The 21592-nt window shown below is 68.9% G+C and carries 14 protein-coding genes; 9 read left to right on the forward strand and 5 right to left on the reverse strand.

Annotation, left to right across the window (positions count from 1 at the left end; translation table 11 throughout):
• The 5 genes from GSY65_RS00005 to GSY65_RS00020 all read left to right on the forward strand — a co-directional run.
• Positions 1-1286 (forward strand): hypothetical protein (locus GSY65_RS00005; protein WP_159765056.1); only part of this gene is annotated, 1286 nt, incomplete at its 5' end.
• Positions 1283-1768: a hypothetical protein gene (locus GSY65_RS00010; protein WP_159765058.1), complete on the forward strand. Its 486-nt coding sequence runs from the start codon at positions 1283-1285 to the stop codon at positions 1766-1768. The genes GSY65_RS00005 and GSY65_RS00010, both read left to right, overlap by 4 nt.
• A gap of 256 nt (positions 1769-2024) precedes the next feature.
• The gene (locus GSY65_RS00015; RefSeq protein ID WP_236579622.1) at positions 2025-3731 is read left to right on the forward strand and encodes a DEAD/DEAH box helicase family protein; all 1707 of its coding nucleotides are present in this window, start codon (positions 2025-2027) and stop codon (positions 3729-3731) included.
• Positions 3679-4572, forward strand: coding sequence for a hypothetical protein (locus tag GSY65_RS33455; RefSeq protein WP_236579623.1), 894 nt, complete (start codon positions 3679-3681; stop codon positions 4570-4572). The genes GSY65_RS00015 and GSY65_RS33455 overlap by 53 nt, the downstream gene beginning before the upstream one ends.
• A 243-nt stretch (positions 4573-4815) precedes the next feature.
• Positions 4816-5952 (forward strand): hypothetical protein, encoded by a 1137-nt coding sequence (locus GSY65_RS00020; RefSeq protein ID WP_159765060.1) that lies wholly within the window; start codon positions 4816-4818, stop codon positions 5950-5952.
• Positions 5953-6046: 94 nt separating this feature from the next.
• Here GSY65_RS00020 and GSY65_RS00025 read toward each other — a convergent pair whose 3' ends face one another.
• The 3 genes from GSY65_RS00025 to GSY65_RS00035 form a co-directional block, all read right to left on the reverse strand.
• The gene (locus tag GSY65_RS00025) at positions 6047-6469 is read right to left on the reverse strand and encodes a hypothetical protein (RefSeq protein WP_159765062.1); all 423 of its coding nucleotides are present in this window, start codon (positions 6467-6469) and stop codon (positions 6047-6049) included.
• 486 nt (positions 6470-6955) lie between these two features.
• Entirely contained in the window at positions 6956-8227 is a 1272-nt protein-coding gene (locus tag GSY65_RS34225; RefSeq protein WP_159765064.1) for an AlbA family DNA-binding domain-containing protein, read from the reverse strand.
• A 97-nt stretch (positions 8228-8324) separates the two neighbouring features.
• Entirely contained in the window at positions 8325-8876 is a 552-nt protein-coding gene (locus GSY65_RS00035; protein WP_159765066.1) for a hypothetical protein, read from the reverse strand.
• A gap of 939 nt (positions 8877-9815) precedes the next feature.
• Here GSY65_RS00035 and GSY65_RS00040 point away from each other — a divergent pair.
• The 4 genes from GSY65_RS00040 to GSY65_RS00055 all read left to right on the forward strand — a co-directional run bounded on the left by GSY65_RS00040 (position 9816) and on the right by GSY65_RS00055 (position 17716).
• A protein-coding gene (locus tag GSY65_RS00040; protein WP_443043178.1) for an IS5 family transposase occupies positions 9816-10690 on the forward strand; the annotation gives its coding sequence in 2 pieces (ribosomal slippage) (positions 9816-10205 and positions 10208-10690; 873 coding nt in all).
• Positions 10691-11557: 867 nt separating this feature from the next.
• The gene (locus GSY65_RS00045; protein ID WP_159765068.1) at positions 11558-11770 is read left to right on the forward strand and encodes a hypothetical protein; all 213 of its coding nucleotides are present in this window, start codon (positions 11558-11560) and stop codon (positions 11768-11770) included.
• 744 nt (positions 11771-12514) lie between these two features.
• The gene (locus GSY65_RS00050; RefSeq protein WP_159765070.1) at positions 12515-16696 is read left to right on the forward strand and encodes a hypothetical protein; all 4182 of its coding nucleotides are present in this window, start codon (positions 12515-12517) and stop codon (positions 16694-16696) included.
• 876 nt (positions 16697-17572) lie between these two features.
• On the forward strand, positions 17573-17716 hold the full coding sequence (locus tag GSY65_RS00055; RefSeq protein ID WP_159765072.1) for a hypothetical protein: 144 nt from the start codon (positions 17573-17575) through the stop codon (positions 17714-17716).
• A gap of 677 nt (positions 17717-18393) precedes the next feature.
• Here GSY65_RS00055 and GSY65_RS00060 read toward each other — a convergent pair.
• Together GSY65_RS00060 and GSY65_RS00065 are read right to left on the reverse strand one after the other, a co-directional pair.
• Positions 18394-18780 carry a GNAT family N-acetyltransferase gene (locus tag GSY65_RS00060; protein WP_236579624.1) on the reverse strand — a complete coding sequence of 129 codons (387 nt, stop codon included), beginning with the start codon at positions 18778-18780 and terminating at the stop codon, positions 18394-18396.
• A 367-nt stretch (positions 18781-19147) separates the two neighbouring features.
• On the reverse strand, positions 19148-21565 hold the full coding sequence (locus GSY65_RS00065; protein ID WP_159765074.1) for a DEAD/DEAH box helicase: 2418 nt from the start codon (positions 21563-21565) through the stop codon (positions 19148-19150).
• Between the last annotated feature and the right edge of the window lie 27 nt (positions 21566-21592).

Raw genomic sequence — 21592 nt, forward strand, 5'->3', positions numbered from 1 at the left:
CGCCCGTGCTGACGGAGGCGACCCGGCGCGAAGGCCACACGCTCGCCTTCCCGGCCACCGTCGTCGTCGGCGCGCGGTCCGACAGCGGCGGGCCGCTGACGGACCTGGTGGCGGCCCGGGACGACCTGCTGGCCAACCTGCACGTGCACGTCACCGCCTGGACTCCGGGGGCGCAGAACACGCAGGGCATGCAGCGGGTCTACCGGCACGCCCACCGTGAGGGCCTGGTCACCCCGGACGTGCACCGGGTGCTGTCGGGCACCGTGGGCGCGCAGGCCATGCACGAACTGCTCGGCGTTCCGGCGCACCGGCTGTGGTCGGCCGCGGTCCATCAGCACGCGGTGCTCGCCGGGCCGCACGCGGACGCCATGAACCGGCTGATCAAGCAGGAATTCGGGATGGGCAAGGCCGACCGGCAGCGGGTCAGCGAGCGGCTGGCGCCCATGGCGCTGTCGGACTACCGCAGCCAGGAGGGCATCGAACAGCCGCTGCGCGCCTTCGGTAACGGCGGCACGATCACCGACACGGTGTGGAAGCAGCCGTGGGAGCTGACCAAGGGCGAGGACACCTTCGAGGTCCTCGACGACATCCTCGAGCGCGCTGTGGCCGGCGAGACGGGCGCCGTGGCGGAGCTGACCGTCCTGGGCGGCACCGCGGCGATCCTCGACGGCTACATCACCCGGGACCGCGGCTCGAAGGAGGGCACCGACCGCGAGGCCCGCAAGGCGCCCTTCCGGGCGACGCCGGTGAAGCTGCTGGATCTGCTGGCGCGGAGTGCCGGGGGTCTGCGGATGCTGCACTCCATCGCCCGCGCCCACGTCGCCGCCGACCCGGCCGTGCTGCCCAAGCTGTTCCACACCCAGGAGCGCGAGGTCGACGGTGTCCTGGTCCGCGACGGCGAGCCCATGCTCGACAAGGCCGGCCAGCAGATGATCATCGACTACGAGTGGGACCTCGTCCACGCCGCCGACCCGGCCCAGGCCCTGGAAACCATCGCCAAGAACCGCGCGGAGGCCAAGGCCAAGACGGGGGGCAAGCACCAGGAGCCCGAGGCGGAGGACGTGCGCCTGCGCCGGACGCTCGAGCAGGGCATCACCTCGGCCGCCAAGGCCGCGCGGGCCCTGGCCCGCATGAGCCAGAGGCGCGGCAACCAGGTGTTCGGCACCTTCGATGCCGTCCAGGGCCAGCGCGAGCAGCTGTCCCAGCTCGCCGAGATCCTCACGAAGTTCGGGCCCGTCGACACCTCCCTCTTCGTGTTCGACGAGGACGAGGAGGACACCGAGTGAGCGCCGGCCTCACGCTGCCCGCGCAGATCGGCCGAGCGCTGCGGCCGGTGCTGCGGCTGGTGGGCCCGGTGCTCGACGACAGCGCGGTCCAGGACGGCGGCAGGCATGCGCCGGTGATGGTATGCCCGGCCCGGCCGGATGCGGTGCGCCGCCGGGTGGCTGCGAGCTGTGCGGTGTATGTCGCGTGGGACAGCCGCCGCCGGTGCCGCTACGTGGGCAGCGTGTGCCGCCAGGGCTCCGGCGCGGTCGGCGACCGGCTCGCCGAGCACTACGCGCACCCCACGACCGGCGCGGCCCGGCGGGGGGCCTGGTTGCTGCTGACCGTCCTGCCCTTGGCCGACCTGAGCGCCCTGGAGGTGGTGCGCAGCACCGAGGGGTGGACGGCCCGGCTGCTGAACCCGGCGGACGGCTCGGCCCACCCACGAGTGGATCTCACGCAGACCCCCGCGACGCTGGTCTCCTTGCCAGCCCAGGAACGGTAGGAGACAGCCTCTGTCCTGCGGTGCCGGCTTGACGGACCGGGCATGGTGCGTGAACGGGTGCCTTCCGGCCGCCGCTTCCAGGCGGCCGGAAGGCACCCCCGCCGGTGGGCACAGGAGGCGGACGAAAGCAGGAGCTGTACCAGGGCCTGGGAACTTCGCTGCGGTGCGAAGGCCGCCGCCAAGTGTGCGGCAGCCCCTAAAAGACGAGGAAGTGCAGGCGGCGTTATGCCGCCGAGCAGGTGAGGAGGACGGCGCAGTGGCGCTGGATTGGGATCGGATCGGTACGGGGGACAGCGAGGCGCTGCTGCGGCCCCGGGACATCTACGCGGGGCTGGCCAGCCGGCCGTGGCCGTATCTGCGGCACGAGCAGGGCGAGGTGCTGGACAAGTGGTTCGAGCGGCGCGGTGACCGTGATGTGGTGATCAAGCAGAACACCGGCGGGGGCAAGACGGCCGTCGGCCTGCTGATCGCGCAGAGCACCTTGAACGAGGGCATCGGCAAGGCCGTCTACCTGACCCCGGACAACTACCTCGTCAAGCAGGTCCGCGAGGAGGCCGCCAGGCTCAGCATCGCCACCACCGACGATCCGCACGACCCGGCGTTCCTGTCGGCCCAGGCCGTGCTGGTGACGAACTACCAGAAGCTGATCAACGGCAAGTCGGCCTTCGGTGTCGTCGGGGACGGTAAGGAGCCGATCGACCTGGGTGTCGTCGTCGTCGACGACGCGCACGCCGCGCTGGCGCGGACCGAGGACCAGTTCCGGCTGCGGGTGCCCGCCGGTCACGGGGCGTACGACAAGCTGCTGCAGCTGTTCGCGGAAGACCTGCGCCACCAGTCGGCGAACGCCTGGGCAGAGCTGGAGGACAAGGACCCCACCGCTTTGGCACCTATCCCGTTCTGGGCGTGGGCCGACAAGCACGAGGAGGTGCTGAAGATCCTGCGCCCGCACCGGGAGGAGCGGACCTTCATGTTCGTGTGGCCGCTGCTCGCCGAGGTGATGCACCTGTGCACCGCCACGGCGACGTCGGCGGCGATCGAGATCAGGCCCTCGTGCCCGCCGATCGACCGCATCCCCTCGTTCGTGCGCGCCCGCCGCAGGGTCTACCTGACCGCGACGCTCGCCGACGACAGCGCCCTGGTCACCGACTTCGGTGCCGACCCGGCGCTCGTCGCCCAGCCCGTCACGCCGGGCAGCGCCGCGGACCTCGGTGAGCGGATGATCCTGGCCCCGGTGGCCCTCAACCCGGACCTGGACGACGAGGCCGTCCGTGTGCTGGCCCGCCAGTTCGCCGACGGCGACCAGGACGGCGATGGTGTCGCCGAGACCGAACCGGTCAACGTGGTGGTGCTGGTGCCCAGCGACCGCGCCGCCGCGAACTGGGCGCCCTACGCCCACCACATCTGGCGAGTCGGGGACCTCGAGGCGGGGGTGAAGGACCTCCAGGCCGGCCACGTGGGTCTGGTGGTGCTGGTCAACAAGTACGACGGCGTCAACCTCCCGGCCGGGGCCTGCCGTCTGCTGGTCCTCGACGGTGTCCCCCGGCCCCTGGACGGGGTGGAGCGGCGCGAGGCCGTCGCACTGGCCGACAGCACCATCCGCCTGGCCCGGGAGGTCCAGCGGATCGAGCAGGGCATGGGTCGCGGTGTGCGCGACGGCGAGGACTACTGCGCGGTCCTGCTGCTGGGCGCCAAGCTCGCCACGGCGATCCACGAAGCCCGTCACCTGGCCCTGTTCTCCCCCGCCACGCAGGCGCAGTTGAAGCTGAGCCGGGACATCGCCGGGCAGATCAAGGGCGAAGGCCTCGACGCGGTCCGGCAGGCGCTGCGGGCCTGCCTGGGGCGGGTGCCGCAGTGGCGGGAGCGCAGCCGGCGGGCGCTGGCGGAAGCGCAGCCGGCGGGCGCTGGCGGAGGTGCGCTACGCCGAGCACGGGACGGTGCGGGGCGAGGCCGTGGCGCTGCGTGAGGCGTTCGATCTCGCGGCCACCGGCCGTACCCCGGCTGCGGCGGAGCGGGTGCAGAAGGCGGTGAACGCCCTCGGCGACGGCGACAAGGCGCTGCGGGGCTGGCTGCGGGAGCAGAAGGCCGCCTACCTGCACCTGACCGATCAGAAGGCCGCACAGCAGGCCCTGGCCGGGGCGCTGAACGACAACGCGTTCGTCCTGCGTCCCGTCAACCACGGTGCCCCCGTCCAGCTCAAGGCGGCCGCGGTGCAGTCGCGCGCCGCCGCCGATTTCCTGGCCGCTCGGTACCGCGACGGCACCAGCCTCAGGCTCGGCGTGCAGGCGCTGTTCGAGGACGTGGTGTGGGGCGAGGAGGAGCGCTCCGATGACGCCGAGCGGGCCTGGCAACAGCTCGGACTGCATCTCGGGTTCGCCAGCACCCGCCCGGAGAAGCAGTACGGCACGGGCCCGGACAACCTGTGGGCGCTCTCGGCGGCGCGGCAGGCGGTCGTCGAGCTGAAGACGGGGTGCACCACCGACACCATCGCGAAGAAGGACATGGACCAGCTCGGCGGCAGCGTCCGCTGGCTCAACGACCACAACCCGGAGGTGGAGGCACTGCCGGTCATGCTGCACCCCAGCCGGGTCTGTGACGCCAAGGCCACCGCGGTGCCGGGCATGCGCGTCGTCACCCCGGCCCTGTTCGAGAAGCTGAAGGAAGCCGTGACGGCTTACGCGGCCGCGCTCGCCAGCAGCCCGGACCGCTGGGCGGACGAACAGGCGGTCCATGAACAGCTCGCACACCACAAGCTGACCGGCGACCGGCTTTTCACCACCTACACCGAAGCCGTGCGCACCTCGTGACCGCCGCCGGCATCGCGGCACGGTGGTGGCCTGCCAAGGCCTTCTGGCAAGCCACCACCGGGTGGCCGGAACACGGAAAGGTGCCGTGCTGGCCGTCTGGGCTTGTGTGAACTCGCGGCGGTAGACATGGCGTCAGCCGGAACTGCCCCAGTGTCGTGGAGGGGTGACGGCGTGTCAGCGGCATCTGGTGAACTGGCTGTTCCGGGGGACGGGTGCTCTCCACGGGTCGCAGGGGGTGGGTGCGTGGACGTCGAGGCATTCTTCAGCAGCGGGGACGGATGGGCCGAGCCGTGGGTGCTCGATGTCGAGCTGATCGAGTCGCTGCGGTTCGGCCCTCCGGGCGGCCGCACCGACCTGGCGGTCGCCATCGCACTGACCCGGCTTCTGCACCACGACTTCGTCTCCCACGGCACCGACGGCAAGAGCAGGCACCTGGATGACGAGAACGTCCCCATCGTCATCAAGGCCCACCGCGCCGTCCTGGAACGCCTCGCTCTCAAACCGCCCGCCTGGCCGTTTCGGGCGTTCGACGGGCCGCGCGGCTTCGGCACCTACTGGCGCGACAACGGCATGCGTAACAGTTGGCAGGCCCGCCGGGACTGCATCGAGCAGATCCTCGGCCCGACCCGCGACGCGCTCGAGGACCTGCAGGAGCTGGAATACGAACGCCGCTTCTCCAAGAGGCCTTCGGGCACCTTCAAGAACCTGATCTTCGCCGCCGACGGCGCGAAACCGCAGATCGTGCTGCGCGACGCGGTGAACAACGATGTGGAGATCGTCCGCCACGCCGACACCTGCCTGGTCTTCACCGATCCCCTGCCGCCGCACGGACTCACCTGGCGACAGATGGTCGCCTGGTGGACGACCAACCACCAGCCCGGCGCCGACGAGAAGAGTGCCGCCGACGCCCTCTACCGGCGCCTTTACCGGTCACTGGACTCGCCGCCCGAACAACTCCTCATGATCACCTACTGCGCCCGCTACGCCAAGGAAGGCGGCTTCGACCTGCCCGCGCTGATCCCGCAGGTCTATCTCCACTACGACCCCTACACACGGCGCAGCGGCAAGCAGTCCGGGGCGCTGCACCGGCAGAGGATGGACTTCCTGCTCCTGGCGCCGGACCGCTCGCGCATCGTCATCGAGGTCGACGGGGTACAGCACTACGGCCGCCCCAACCCGCCCGACGAGCACGGGCGGGTCACTCATACCGCCGCGCCGCAGCTGTATGCGGAGATGGTCGCCGAGGACCGCCGGCTCAGGCTCGCCGGATACGAGATCTACCGCTTCGGCGGCTGGGAACTGACCGGCCCGGGCGGTGAACAAGTCCTGACGGACTTCTTCACCGAACTCCTCGCCCGGCATCAGAAGCCGACCCCGTGACCGTACCTTCAGGGTGCAAAGACCGGACCGACACTCGGCGATCTCGCCGGCCCTGCAGCCTCAAGCACGTTGTGCATCCCCGCCTCGCGTTCGCTCATGAGGGCTCCGGCGTGGCCGGAGGTCGGGCGCGGCGGCTGTCGGGCGTACGGCCGATGCCGCGGGCGACGGTTTCGATCTCGCTGCTGCCGTAGGCGGTGCGGATCCCGGAGGGCGTCATGCCGCTGGCCTGGGCGAGGGGTTCGAGCTTGTAGGGGCGCTCGCCATGGAACTCCCGGCCGTAGGCGAGGAGATGGCGGATTTCGCGGTCAGCGGCCTCGCGGGCGGCGCGGGCGTTGCCGAGAGCGATCAGCAGGGGGTCTTCCCGCAGGTCGTCGCACTGGGCCTCGAGGGCGAACGCGTAGTCCCCACGCGCTCGTTCGGCCTCCTCGCGTGCATCGAGGTAGCCCTCCTGCGGCGTGACGTCACCGGGCTGCGGAAGGGGGATGCGGATGGCTGTGATGTCACCGATCAAATCCATGATTACGACAATCGCAAAATATTGCGGCAAGCGCAATATGGGGCTCAGAGGTATCCTCGCGCACCGCTCCCCCCTGCAGGGCATCGAGGAGCAGGGAACGGACCGCGCGGGAGAGGGCATGCGCCAGTGAGCCGGGGTGCCCTCCAGAGGTCCGTGCCTACGGCAGGCCCGAGCAGCCGTGGTCGGCTGCGGCCAGGTGCCCGCTCGGCATGGTCACCGGCCGCGGCATCCGTCGACACCCACACGGGCCGCAGCACAACGCAGCGCCCGGCGCACCGCAGTACGGCAGCGCCACCGCGGCAACCGTGACACCCCTGCGCGCCGTACATGGTGTGCGGGGCCCGCGCTGGCTCTGGGATCGGCGCGGGACCCTGCCCGCTCATCATCCGCGATCTTGGCCGCCCGAAGGCGTCACATCGCATATGTCGCCCGTCGGGATAGGTGCCGTCGCGGGGCGGCATGCCCGGGGTGGCCCGGACCTCCCAGCTACAACGCGACGGTGATGCCGAACTGGTGCATCAGGTCGGTGAAGGTCTCCTGGGCGTTCGTGCGCAGGAGGTCGTCCTCGTCGGCGGGGGTCACCAGGGCAGTCACCGGCTGGATACGGCGGGGCCGGCGGGCCTGGTCGGGGATGCTCCTGAAGGTGGCGTACTCGGTGACGACCGGCGTCATGGGCGCCGGTTCGGCGGTGGCGATGGTCGTCGTCACGGGGATGAGACTGTCCACGCCCAGGCGGCGGGCGAGTCCCCGGGTGAGAGCGAGGGTGTCGCGGCAGGCGGCGCCGACGACGTCCGCATCGACCAGGATGCCCCTCGCGTCGGGATCGGCCGGGTCGCCGCGCAGGGCCTTCCAGGACAGGTCGGCGGCCAGGACCATGCTGCCGTCGTGGTGCAGCTCCGCGTAGACCCCCCGGCCCAGGCTCGGATGCAGGGTGCTGAAGACCCAACGGCGCAGTCCGGGCCGGGGGTTGGACACGCTCTCCAGGGTCCGCAGCGGGCCGACAACGTGAGGGTTGCGTGCCAGGGCCTGGGAGCTGGCACTCGCCGTGGTGCTGATGTAGCTGGCCGCCTCCCGGGGCAGAGGTTCGGCGGTGCGCGGCAGCGGCCGATCAGGCCTGGCGACGGCGATGAACCAGGCCGACGGCTTAGCCTGCTCGGCCAGGACGTTCTCCAGGGCGTGGGCGAAGAGCCGGTCGGCTTCCTCCTGGGCATGCTGGACGCGGGTGAAGCGTTCGCGGTAGGCGCGTTCGATCTGGTGCTCGGCCATCCAGGCGGTGTGGTCACGGTCACGGTAGGGGACGACGGCCGCCTGCTGGTCCTTGTCCTTGGCGGCGGTGCCGTACACATGGTGCGGGGCCATGGGGCTGGCGGGCACGTCGATGACCAGGAAGCTCGTGGCGCCGTCGTCTGAGGGCAGGACGGTGAAGGTGATATCGGGCAGGTAGGGCTGGACGTGGTTGCGGATCCACTGTGCGTACTGCTGATTGTTGACCTGGTCCGGGTCGATGCCGACCGGCTTCGTGTCCTGGTCGGTGACACCGTAGATGAGCAGCCCGCCACGGGTGTTGGCCATCGCGGCGACGTCCTTGGCCAACTCGTTCCACCGGCCGTCCCGCGGGGGCTGCGGCAGGTGTTCCTTCCAGTCCAGGTCGTCGGACTCGGCGAGGTGGTCTTCGGCGGCTTTCTTGACCATGTCGAAGGTGAGGGGGCCGGGTTGGGCACCGAGGTGCTCGTGCAGTCGCGTCCAGGAACGGGCCATGTCCGGCACCCTACGGCGCGGCACTGACACCGGGTGGCGTGCCCGGTCGAGGCCAGCGTCACCGCGGTGCGCACGCCTGCGGGCGGCGCAATAGTTCCTAGCTGTTGCAGGCCCAGCGGCCGGTGATGTGGAACAGCGGCTTCTCCTGATCGTTCTCCTGCTGCCAGGGAGCAAGCCAGGCGTCGAGGGTGCCGGAGGTCAGTCCGTGATCGATCGTGACCAACGCCTTGCCGTCGTTGTGGCCGTCAGGGAGGTAGTAGATGTACTGGAACCTGCCAGCCCCTCCTCCAAGGACGACGCTGCTCGGGGCCTTGTCCGAGGCGATGTCGAAGGTCAGCGTGTTCGACGTGCCATTCGTGTCGGCGTCGTACACCGCAAGGTGTTTGCCCGGCTTCGGGGAGCCGAAGGAGGCACCGTTTCCGATGGAGATCTCCCAGTCGATGCCGTTCATGCGCACCGTGAACTGCGCCTCCCAAGAGCCGTCGGCGGCGGGCATCACGCACTGCGTGGTGCCATCGGGCACGGTGTAGTCGTAGTGGGCCCCGCTCTTGCCGTGGAGTACCTTCAGCGCTCCGCGAGCAGTTCCCTTGATGTCGCCGCTGAAGCGCAAATTGGTTCCGGCAGGCGGTGCGCTCGACGACTTGCTCACCTTTACGGCCCCGTGCTTATTCACGGCCGGGCGCTTGCCACTGACGGGGGGCTTGCTGCTGGCGGGGGCGGACCCGTGACCCGTGCAGGCGCCAGCGGCCCCCACCACAATCACAACGCCGACGATCATCTTCTTGCCAACCCCATGGGTTCTGTCTCTTCGCACAGTCGTAATAGTGGTCCACCAGCGTCGGCGTCGGTTCGAGAGGTGGGCCCGTACGCTGCGCGAGCAGGCCAGGGTCGGGTGAGCGGCGGGCAGACAACGGCCGCGGCGGCAGGAGCGAAGATGCGGCCGCTATGCGTAGGGCCAGCCGAGAGTGGTGCACAGGTCGAGCTCGTAGGCGTTCCCAGCATCGGTCAGGGCGAGGGCGAACTCGGCTCGCATCTCCAGGAGTTGCCCCATTGAGGTCAGCTGCCCGAACTCCGCGATCTTCCTGCGCCGGCGAGGATCGCCAGCGGCCGTGGCGTCGAGTGCGGCCGCCATCGTCTCCAGGGCGTCCAGTCCGACGAGGACAGCCGGGGTTCGTCCCTGCGGCGGCTTCCATGAGCCGTACGGGGTGGGTGGGGGAAGTGCCGGTGAGCCACCGCTGAAGCACCGGGCGGGCGGCGGAGGGCTGGGGAGTGTTGTTGGTCATCGTGCCGATCTCCTCGATCTCGCCCGGCCGGTGGTCGGGGGTGGGCAAGCCGCCTGTGGGATCAGGGCGACCGTCCGGTGCCGGTGGACCGCGTCCGCAACCGTCAGAAGCAGGACTCCCGGGACGGCCGCCGACGTTCGACAAGACTGATTATCTCGGGCGTCGTGCCTGCCAGCGTCGCCGCGCTTGCCGCCGTCCTCGCCGTCGTCGTGGCTGTCGGTGAACGCCGTTGAAAGGCGATGCCCAGTCCGTGCCGCTAGGGTGTGTGTCGAAAGTGGATCTTGAACGTGAGATGATCTTGCTTCGTGGCACGTGGAGATCTGACGGACGCGCAATGGGCGGTGCTGGAACCGCTGTTGCCGAAGGGCAAGAAGCCCGGACGGCCGCCGACGTGGGCCAGGCGGCAGCTGATCGACGGCATACGGTTCCGGGTCCGTACTGGCGTTCCGTGGCGGGACCTGCCCGCCGAGTACGGGCCGTGGGGCCGGGCGTACGACTTGTTCCGGCGGTGGCAGCGGGACGGCACCTGGCATCGGATCTTCACCGCGCTCCAGGCCCGGGCCGACGCGAAAGAGCTGATCACCTGGGACATCAACGTCGACTCCACGGTGTGTCGGGCCCACCAGCACGCCGCCGGGGCAAGGAAAAAGGGGAGCTGCAGAAGGAGCCGCCCGGCGGCGTCGGCGTCGAGCCCGACGACCACGGCCTCGGCCGCTCGCGCGGTGGCCTGACCACCAAGCTGCACCTGGCCGTCGAACAAGGCCAGAAGCCCATGTCCATCGTGATCACGGCCGGCCAGCGGGGCGACTCCCCGCAGTTCGAGCCTGTCCTGAACAAGATCCGCGTCCCGCGTCTTGGCCCAGGCAGGCCGCGCACCCGGCCCGATCGTGTGCGCGCCGACAAGGCGTACGCCTCCCGGAAGAACCGCGCTTACCTGCGGCAGCGCAGGATCCGCTGCACCATCCCGGACAAGGCCGACCAGGCCCGCAACCGCAAGAAACGCGGCTCGCGCGGCGGCCGACCGCCGAAGTTCGACCCGCAGGACTACAAGGCTCGGCACGCGGTCGAGTGCGGCATCAACCGCCTCAAAAGGCACCGGGCCGTGGCCACGAGGTACGACAAGCTCGCGGTCCGCTACGAGGCGACCGTCCTCGTAGCGGCCATCAATGAATGGCTGTGACCAGCACATTCGATACACGCCCTAGCGGTCGCGTACTCCCTCGTCTCCCGTGCGATCGCCCGGATTGGCAACGGCCAACTGCGGGTAAATCAGGGCTCTCGCGTACGGCCGGACGCCGCAACGGCGTGCCGTCGCACGCGTGATGTGCCCAGTTGCGGGGGGCGTTGGGGGGAGTGGACATGACGAGGAACCGGGTGCGTCTGAGCGGTGGCGCCGACTGGCAGACGGATTTCCGCCGCCGTACCACCGGCCGGGCGCCGCGCTCTGCGATGGAGATCGCCACGGTGCGCCGCACGCTGAACCACACGCTGACGGAGCTGAAGCGGGCCATCGACCGGCATTCCGTCGCCGCGGCGGCCGACTTGTACGCGCTGGCCTGGCAGCAAGCGGCAGGAGCACCGCCCAGTGAGACCAGGAGCAGCGAACACTCTTGCAGTCCTACAAGGAGATCCTCGCCTCCCGCAGGTGGCAGGAAGCCGAACGGCTCCAGGCGTCATCCGCCCCGCCAGCCCTCCATCGCGTCCCGGCCGGAGCGTCGCCGCGCCGCCGCGGCCGACGCCTGCCGAGCGTACGCAGAAGCCGGAGCCTGCCTGGTCCCCCTCTTCGCAACAAGACCGGCCGGGCAAGCCCCCCTCCCCGCGCACGCGGCAGGCAGCCCGCCCCGCTGACGCCTCCACAGCAGCGTCGGCCCAGCAGCCTTCCCGCCGGTCCCGGCCCGCTTTCCTGCAGGCCGCGCAGCTGTACGAGATCGCGACCGGCCTGCGTCCGCTGCTGGAGCAGAGCGCGAAGGCCGGCGCCACCACCAGCTGGCCTCTGATCCGCAAGCGCTTGCCCGGCCTGCCCCGGCTCCACCCCGACGATGAATCCGTGATCCTGTGGCTGGTCGACGAAGACCGCCAGGACGGCGAACCGCTCTTGTCCGCCCTCGTGGCCACCAGCAACCGGCAGATGCATCCACGCTTTCCCGTCATCGCCGGACACCTGGGCCTGTCCTGCGGCACGAACACCACCCAGCGGCAAACGGCATGGAGTTACGAGGTCCTCAAGGTCCACCAGCACTGGCGCCACCGCAGACGATGATCAGCCAGCCGCTCACTGCCGACAGGCGCCGCCGTCGGGCGGGGTGGTCCGCCGTTCCGCCTCGGGAACGGATTCCATGACCAGCTCAGTCGCAGCCGTGCCCGGCCCGGGTAGCGTGGGAAGCATGAGCAGGGGCGGACGGCAACGGCGGGACGGCTCGTCCAAACGCGTGCAGCTCACCAGCGGGGACCACGGCGGCCCAAAGGACAAAAAGCCCAAAGGCGCGCGCAAACCGACCGCCCAGGGCGACGGCTCACGCGCTGCGAAACTGCGTGAGGTCGAGCGGTTCCGGGAAGGCATCCGGGCCGCTGAGCAGCGGCGCACCGCACGCCAGGACTCCCCCGCCACCGCGCCTGCGGCCGACGCGGACCAGCACACACCAGCTCCTGAACCTCCCGCCGACACGGACACCAAGCTGCAGACTCACCTGGCCGCCTGCATCCAGGCAGCCCAGACCCCGACTGGAGGGCCCTGGCGGCTCACGCCCGCCAGCTCGCCGACGCCGCCGGTCGGCTCGACGCCGAAGCCGTGCGCTGACTCGGGCCCGAACGAGCCGAAGTAGGCACGGCAGCGCTCTGCCCGCCTCAAGGCGAAGACCAGACGAACCGCCGTCCAGCGCCCTGGCGTTGTCAGTGCAGGCAGCGGCCGGAGCCATGGATGACGGTGATATGTCATAAGCCGGGAATCCGGTCGGTTAGCCTTCCACGGCGGTATGACCTCCTTCTGCCATTTCACGGGGGAACCATGCATCACCCGGACATCGACTTCTCGCGTATCCGGTCGGCCGGGGCTGAGGGACAGCGGTCCGGCTTCGAGCAGTTCGTCTGCGAGCTCGCGGCCGAGGACCAGCCGCAGGATGGTGCCGTGTTCGTCAGTCTCGCCGGTGCCGGCGGCGATGGCGGAGTCGAGTGCTTCTGGACCCTTGCCGACGGCACAGAAGTCGGCTGGCAGGCCAAGTACTGGACACGGCAGGGGGACGTCGACAAGGCCCAGCTCGACGACTCCGTGCGTACCGCACTGGAACAACACCCGCAGCTGGTCGAGTACCTCATCGCCATCCCGGTCGATCCCACCGGCCCTCGGAAGGGAAAAGGCAAGTCGCTGCACGAGAAGGTTTACGGTCCGGGAGGTTGGCTCAGCGGCTGGCAGAGCGCGGCGTCCCAGCGCGGCATGCGGGTCGCCTTCCGTGTTGAGTGGGCCACGAATCTCATCACACGCTTCCGGAATATCGACCTCAATGGTGCGCGGACGCGCTACTGGTTCGACGCCGAGATCCTGGCCGGCCAGTGGTGGCAGGACCGGCTGGAGGAAGCCGTCCAGGCGGCCCGGCCTCGCTACCTTCCCGCGCTGAACGTGCCGGTACCAACAACGCAGGCGCTGGCCGCCGTATGCGGCGACCCCGAGGTAGCCGTAGCCCTCGAAAGCGACATCAAAAGTCTTCGGCGCCTCACGGATAACGTGCGCCAGGATCCCTTGGGGACGGAAACCGCAGGGGCCCCCGTTGGGGTCGACTTCGATCCCGCTCGGCAAAGCCTCGCCCTCCTCATCGACACGCTCACCCGGTGGAAAGAGGATCCTTCACTTGATGCGGTAGCCCACCTTCGCGAGGCATTGGCTGCTGCCCAGCAGCAAGTCGCCTCGACGGAACAAGCCGAAACCGCCGTCCTGGATGCGCAGTTCGGACCCCGCTGGGACACCCCGTCCTGGCGCCAGATGCAAGCCGAGTACATGGTCTCCCTGCCGGCAACCGCCGTCGATGCCCTGCGCCAGCTCAAGGAGGTGCTCACCGAGCTGGCCTCTCGTGTGCATGCGCTGGCCGACCTGCGCTCCGCCCGCGCGGTGCTGCTGACGAGCGAAGCCGGACAGGGAAAGACCTTCGTCACCCTCGATGCCGTCCAGCGCCGCCTTGAGCACGGCCTTTTGGGCGTGTTCCTGCATGGCCGTCCGTTCCGTCAGGGCGACATCTTGCAGCAGATCCGCGAACGTCTGGGGCTACCACAGGACCTCAGCGGGGACGACGTGCTCGCCCTGCTGGACCAGGCGGGCCGGACCTCCGGCAACCCTGTCCTCGTCGTGATCGACGCACTCAACGAGTCCCGGCCACGGACCGTGTGGCAGGACCAGCTCGACACCCTCATCACCAAGATCAACCGCTATACGTATCTGCGGGTCGTCTTCACCCTGAGATCGCACTACCGCTCGCAGGTCCTGCCGGAGGACCTGGAGCTGACGGAGATCATCCATCATGGTTTTGCAGGCGTGGAGCACGACGCGCTGCAGGAGTACGCCGACTACTTCCGCCTGGAGCCCCCGGCTGCCCCGCCGGTGCAGACAGAGTTCAGCAGCCCGCTATTTCTGCGGCTGCTGTGCGAGGCCCTCAACCGCCAGGGACACCGCTCGCTCAACGAGACATCCATGGGCCTGGATGCCCTAGCCGCTCTCCTGCTCGAGCAGATCAACCGGCGCGTCAGTAAGCAGCTGGGCGCCGTGGAAGCGGACCAGATCGTCCATCAGGCCATGGATGCGTTTGCGCAGGCCCTGAGCTCCGCCGGACAGCCCTGGCTCGACCGTCCGCAGGCCAACGCCCTGATGCGCAGCATCTGGGCCGATCAGCAGGCGGAGACGTCCCTCCTGGATGCACTGGTAGGTGAGGGCCTGCTGGCTGAAGACACCGACTCCGGGGCCACGGGGCCGCAGCGTCATGTCGTAGCCATGGCCTTCGAACGGCTGGGTCAGCACCTCGTGGTCAGCGCAGCCACCAAAACACTCACCACCGCGGCGGACGTCCGCCAGGCGCTGGCATCCGGAAGCCTGCGTGACCTGCTGGGCTTGAACGCTCTCGTCGATCCCGGCCTGCTGGAAGCCCTCTCCGTCATCCTGGGAGACCGGGGCATGGAGCTGACCGACTTCGCCGACGAAGTCGGCGACGAGCAGTCCCTGACGGCCGTCGTGGCCGGCCTTGCGTGGCGTGACCAGAGCAGCATCACCCCCCGCACCGCCCAGGCCGTCCTGGACTCGCTCGCCACCCCGGCGTTTCCTGAGGCCCTGGACATGCTCTTCCGGCTCTCCCCACGACCCGATCATCCGCTCAACGCCGAGTTCCTTCACCAGTCGCTGGCCGGCCGGTCCATGGCGGACGTCGACTCGCTCCTGACCCCCTGGCTGCACCACACGCGTGACACCGGCGGCGCAGCGCACCGGCTGATCTCCTGGGCCCGGCACGCGGACGTGACGCGCACAACGCCCCGTACCTGCAGGCTGTGGGTCATGGCACTGCTGTGGTGTACCAGCTGCTCTGATCGGCGCGTGCGGGACGACGCCACCATGGCGGCCGCGCGCCTACTCATCCAGCATCCGGAGCAGACTCCGGCCGTGCTGCACCAGATGACGGACGCCGACGACGACTGGATCCTTGAACGGACCTGCTACGCCGCCTACACCGCCTTGCTACGCGCCGGGTCAGCCACAGCCTGGAATGGCGCAGCCCACGCCGTGTGGGAGATGGTGTTCGCACGAGCACCGCGCGCCAACGCCGTCTTGCGTGATGTGGCCCGCAGCATCATCAGCCGCGCACAGCAGCACAGCGCCCTGGCCGACGGCATCGACATCGAGCGGACCCGTCCGCCCTACGCCACACCGTGGCCGATCACCTGGCCCACCGCCGCGGACACCCAGCTCTACAAGGACGCCTCGGCGCGCTACCCCAAGCTGCACTTCAGCTGCACCGCGGACGACTTCTTCACCTACGTCATCACTCCCGCAGTGCGGGACTACCCCGGCCTCGACCCGGCAGCCATCGCACGCCGCGTCGTCACGGACGTCACCGGCCTCGGCTACGACCCGGCCCTGCACGCCGACTTCGACCAAGAAATGCTGGACACGTACGGCGCCGGACGCAGCAAACCGAAATGGATCGAACGGATCGGCAAGAAGTACCAGTGGATCGCCTTCGCTCGTCTCCTCGGACGCATCGGCGACCACGTACCGCGCCGACGCGACCGCTGGGACCCGCCCAAACCCGCCATTTCCGGCCCCGAGGCGAGCCACCTGCACCAAATGGACCCGACCATGTGCGACGCCCGCCCCGATGAAGCAGCACCGCCACGCCCCCATGTCCCCGCATACGACTGGGCGGGTTTCAACCGGGCGGCATCACCGGCCGACTGGATCGCCGAAAACGGTGACCTGCCCGAGGTGCCCGTGCTCATCACCAGCGAGGGCACACCGCAGACAGTCCTCGCCGGCAACTACGAGTGGAGGCTGGACGCGGAACCGAAGAACGACCGGCCGTCTCTGTGGGTGCACATGATGTCCCGCTTCGTCAGAACGGCGGATCTTCCGGCGCTGCGTGAAGAACTGGACGGCACGGACCTCACCGACATCATCGCCCGCATCAGCGGGGCCATGTTCACCGACGGGTTCGTAGGCGAATACCCCTTCGGGCAGCACTTCGCAGCCGAACTCCACGTCAAGGACCACGAGCACGAGGAGCCGTTCGGCGTTCCCACGACCCCGACCACGTACGACATCCTGGGCGAATACGAGTACTCCCCCGTCCCCACCGTGAGCCTGCTCGCCCCCGCCCCCGATCTGTTCGGATCGGCGCCCGGCACGCTGCGCTGGGACGGCCGCTGCGCCTGGCGCGACGACGACGGCAACACCGTTGCCGTCGTCCGCCGGGTCTTCGGCGGCGGCCAAAACGAACTCACCATCGACCACGCCTGGCTGGCGGACTGGCTCCAGCAGCACGAGCTGACGATCATCTGGCTGGAGACCATCGGCAAGGACATCCTGCGGACCCACCTCGCCAACGGCCACTACGGACGTCTGTTGAGCACGCGCGTCCGCTACCAGCACCCCGACGGTACGATCGCCCACCTGCCGCTCGTCTTCGAACGCATCTCCCCCGACTCCTTCGGGCAGTGACATTGTTGGGACGACAACGGCATGCGGAACAACTGGCAGGCCGTCACTGCACGAGCAGTCGGGCATCTTCCAGAGCCTTATCGTCGCCTCCGATGGTGCGAACGCGCAAAGGTCACTGCGCGACGCGGCGACCAATGACGCGAAGATCGTCCGCCACGCTGACACCTGCCTGGTCTTCAACGATCCCCTACCACCACACGGGCTCAACTGACGGTAGATGATCACTACGCCTTCACGTTGAAGCCCGTTGCCTCTTCCTCGCGATGTTCTCCACGGGCAAGTCGTTGCAGAGCGCGACGGAGAAGGACGCCTTTTTGCAAGCCGGATCACTCGTCCACCGTCTCTGGTGAAGTGCGGAGTGCTCTTCATGAAGGCCGTCCGCATCGAGAACGGTCTCAGCGGTGACGCCTTTGACGATGAGAAGAAACTCTTTGGGCCTTCTTCTGCCAGTCTCAGCGCTTCCCCGTCCTCTCAGGGCAGGATCGCATAGCAACTCCCGCAGCATTGAAGCTTGCTGACAAACAGTGAAGAGCATGGATTCCAGCGCTTCGAGGGGGCGCGCGTTCACCCGATATACGCGCTCCCTGTGTGAGAACCGCCACGTACGGAACGGGAACCGCCGCTCGGCACCAGACGTACCGTCAGGAGACGTCGCAGCTAAGAAGGCCCGTCCGGTCAGTATGTGTAGACCACCTGGCCCTTGATCGCGTCATGGTCACGCTCCGTACCCGACTCGCGGTGTGCGGGGCGGGAGTTCACCTCACCCAGTTGGCGGAGCGTGCGGGTAATCTGCCTAGCTATCAGTCATCGCCCTGGGGTCCGAGACTCTCGCGCGCCACCCGGGTGTCCACGATGGTCGTGGCCCATGGAAGGGCGGTGATTGACCCGATGGCGATGAACGACGTGCCGGAGGGGCACTGCCGCTGCTGCAGCAGGCGTGACCAGACGTACAGGCTGGTGCGCTGGCTGGGGCCGGTCTACACGATCTACAAGATCGTGTCGGATCACTGGCCCTGGTAACGCGAAAAGCCCCGGCCTGACGGCCGGGGCCTCGCAGCAGTCGGTTGTGCGCTGTACCAGGAGGGCCTCACCCAGAGCTTTGCCAGGCAGCGGGTGGGGCCTTCCGTATGCCCGAATGCGTTACCGAGCCGTACGCAACCCTGACAAGGGTAGATGTGATGCAAGCCACATCTCGATACGGCAGTGCCCCCATCTTGCCTTGACTGGAGCGCAAAGTGCACGCGCGGATTACATCGTGGGCACAGGGCACTCTCTGTCGGAAACCGGCAAGGATGCAGCTCATTGAGGGTATGGTGCAGCTTGCCCGCCGCCCCTGTGGCACGAATCACACTAGAATGGTGAGGTGTGGCACGCCTGAGCGGTGGTCATTTTGGCGCCATTTGCCCGGGGCTTCATAATGCGCAACGCCCTGGAGGCAGCCCCTCCGATCTCGAGGGGAGCACTGTACCTGTAGCCACTGACAATGACTGACGACCACCCTGGAATCGCGCACTAGCTCGAATCCGAGTGTTGAGCCTACGCCGCACACCTCACAACGAGTTGGCCTCTCTGGTGTCCAACATCGACCGACTGATACAGGCTCTCGGCGTCGCTCGACTCCTGGTTCTGGATCACTTTCAGTGCCGGAGCCACGGAGGGCCACCACAAGCGCGATCATGAACGGCCTCGCCCGGCCCTCAGGATGCGGCCGCTGGCCGGGCGTCAATGCACCAAACCACCGTGACGCCCACCTCGCCGGGGGCTTCCGGACCATCCGGTTCCCTCACCCGCTCCGCCTCGGCAAAGCCGAGCCGACGCGCGACCGCGCCACTGGCGGGATTGGCCGCATCATGACGGATCTCGATCCGATCGACACCGGGGATACCCTTCCCCGCACCCACCAGCGCCCCAGCGGCCATGGTCGCGAATCCCTTGCCCGTCCATGCAGGATGGAGCCAGTAGCCGATGTACCAGACGCCGGCCCCGACTTGACGCAGCCCACAGCTGCCGATCACATCTCCCCCCGAGGTGATCGCATACCGGAAGTCCGAGCCAGCCTCCCATCCCCTGTCACTGCGGGCCAAGAACCCCTCCCACAGCTCGCGACCAGATTCGCCACCCACGGCATCCAGGGGCGCAGGTGATCGAGTGCCTCACCGACCACCTGACAAAGGATCTCAAGGTCGTCCTCGCGCCAGCGACGCAGCTCGACGTCGCCGCGACGGAGGAACTCGGGCGGTTGCTCCATGGGCGGGATGCTGCCTGAACCCGCCGACGCGCGCCAACGCATTCCAAAACAAGGGCCCCGGCATGGTCGGATGAGCTGCTCGGCTTCTCCGGAAATCTGCTCTCCCGCCTGGTGATGGCGGCAGCCGGCCAGCTCGCGCCGGACCGGGGCCCTGACGGACCGCCGCGGTGAGTGAGCTGCGCAGCCGCTCATGGGAGGCAAGGCTAGGACTGTACGGCGGGAGGGGCGCTCTCGTCAGCCCAGTCGCCGTGGAACAGCGGCGCGATCAAAGCGACGCGCTCGGAAGAGAGTTGACCACTGCGGTGTGCCGAACGGGCTTTGGCCAGCCAGGAGCCGATTCTGACCCGGTCGCCGTCGACAGTGATTTCCTCGCGAGCGGCAGGGGCACGGCGCTCGCGGTGCAGGAAGAACTCGAGGATCTGCACGTTCTCGGCGAAGGTGCGACGGGGGCGACGGGCTGCGGTCAGCGGATGGTTCTGTGCGTCCACTCCGATGTCGGTCAGGAGGCGCTTTTGATGGCCGGCGAGGGTGTGCCAGCCGCTGAGTTGGCGATGTAGCCAGCTGCCGATCTTCACGGTCCCCAGCACCGTGGTGCGGTCGAGTGCGTGCGGGTCGTTTCCCGCAGCCACGTGGGCGCGCAGTAGGTGGTATTTGCGGTGCCAGTCCGGGCCGTGGGGCAGGAGCCAGTCCGGGTCGATAGCCGCGAGGTCCGCGGCTCGTGCGGGGTCGAGTTGGCCGTGCGTGGCAAGCGAGCGCTGTTCGGCGAGCCAGGCTCCGGTAGGTGTGGTGGCTGGTGCGGCGAGGTGGCCATGGGCGCGGTGGTAGTCGGCTGCGGCGGTGAGCCGGGCGCGCCAGGCCGCATCGTGCTTGTCCCAGATCATGTCCAGGGCATCGAGTTCGGCGATCCATTCCGTATCCAGGCGGTTAGCGGTACGGGCGTCGCGCATGGTGGTGATGAAGGTGCCCAGGGTGTAGCCGTAGGAGTCGGTGTAGTCGGAGGGGACGTCAAGGTGGCCGTGGGTGTCGTGGAAGGCCTGGGCGGCGGCCAAGCCTTTACGGCGGGAGCGAGAGGTACTGTCGCGGGGGTCGAAGGAGGTCAGGTCGAGGGCACGGGCGATGCGTTCGGGGCGGACGGTGAAGTCGAAGTGCCAGCGGTGCTCGATGAGCTGGCTGGTCTCGGTGGACAGACGGTGAGTCTTGTCGGGCAGGCGCTCGAGAATGCGGTGGTCATGGCTGGCCAGCGCGGTGGTGATGGCCCATACCGGCTCGTACGGGGTGCCGAGGATGTCCTCGGGGTCGGCCTGGGGCGGGATGTAGACGGGCACGACGAGACTGGCGATCTTGCCGGAGACGTCACGGCGCAGCGCACGGCCCAGGGCCTGGACGCAGCGGACGACGCTGCGGGTGGGGTCGGCGAAGACGATCGCGTCGACGCTGGGGATGTCGATGCCTTCGGCGATGAGGCGGGCGTTGGCCAGGATCGCGCTGTCGGCCGCGGCGAAGCGGGCAAAGATGCCGGTGCGTTCTTCGGGGGTGTGCTCGCCATGTACGAAGAGGAGCTCGGGGCGGGTGTCGGGGCACAGGTCGGGAGCGTTCCTGCGCAGCAGGCGCAGGGTGTGGTCGAGTTCGCGGCTAAAGCGCCGGGCGTCGCTGACGAGGTTGAAGTAGACCAGGATCCGGCGCAGTTGGTGTTGGCGCATGGCGCGCAGGACGGACAGGTGCAGGGCGGTGGTGCGCAGCGCGTCCTCGGTACCGGGCGCGCTGGCGCGCTGTCCACTGAGGGCGGGAAGGTTGAGGCGCTCGCGTAGCTGGGTGTCGGTGATGGTGGGCACCACGATGCGGTAGTCCGCGGCCATGCCGTCCGCGATGGCCTGGGCGAGGGGATATTCGAAGACCTTTTTCCCGTAGGTGGCTTCGTTGTCCATGCTGTTGGCCAGCGCCTCGAGACCGGGCTGTTCGGTGCTGGTGCGACGGCCGGCACGGGCGGGGGCGGCCGATTCGGCGAGGTCGGGCGCTGCGAAGATCCGTGGTGTGGCGGTCATGTAGAGGCGTCGGTCGGCGCGGATGCGGTGCGCGTCGTTGACGGCGGCCCACTTCTTGTCGGTGCGTCCGGCGATGCGGTGGGCCTCGTCCATGACCGCCAGGTCGAAGGCGGGCACCGTGAATGCGCTGTGCACCGTGTTTTCGATCTTGTCGAGGGAGTCGTAGGTGCAGATCACGGTGAGCGCCGGGATTTCGTCCTTGCCGGGGCCGACCGACGCCATCAACAGGGCCAGGGTGCGGGTCTGGGACATCGAGGTGACGTGGGCGGCGACCAGGGAGTCGTGGCCGGAGGCGTCCATGGAGGACACGATCACCATGTGTTCGCTGCGGCCGTCTGCTCTCCAGGCCAGTGCGGTCTGGGCTGCCAGGTCCAGGGTGGGCACGACGAACAGCACCAGGCGGGCGGCCAGGGCGTCCGCGAGGCGCGAGGCGACCACGGTCTTGCCCGTGCCGGTTGCCGAGACGTACAGGGCGCGGCTGCCCGGCCGGCGCAGATGTCTGGCCGTGCGGCGCAGTCCTTCTTCCTGGTGCCGGTAGAGGCTCGCTCGCGGGCCGTGCGGGGTGGGGCTGGTGGTCATGGCATGGGTCGTCCGTCGCCGGTTTCT

Origin of the sequence: Streptomyces sp. HM190 (genome assembly GCF_009857135.1) — a bacterium.
Lineage (GTDB): Bacteria > Actinomycetota > Actinomycetes > Streptomycetales > Streptomycetaceae > Streptomyces > Streptomyces heilongjiangensis.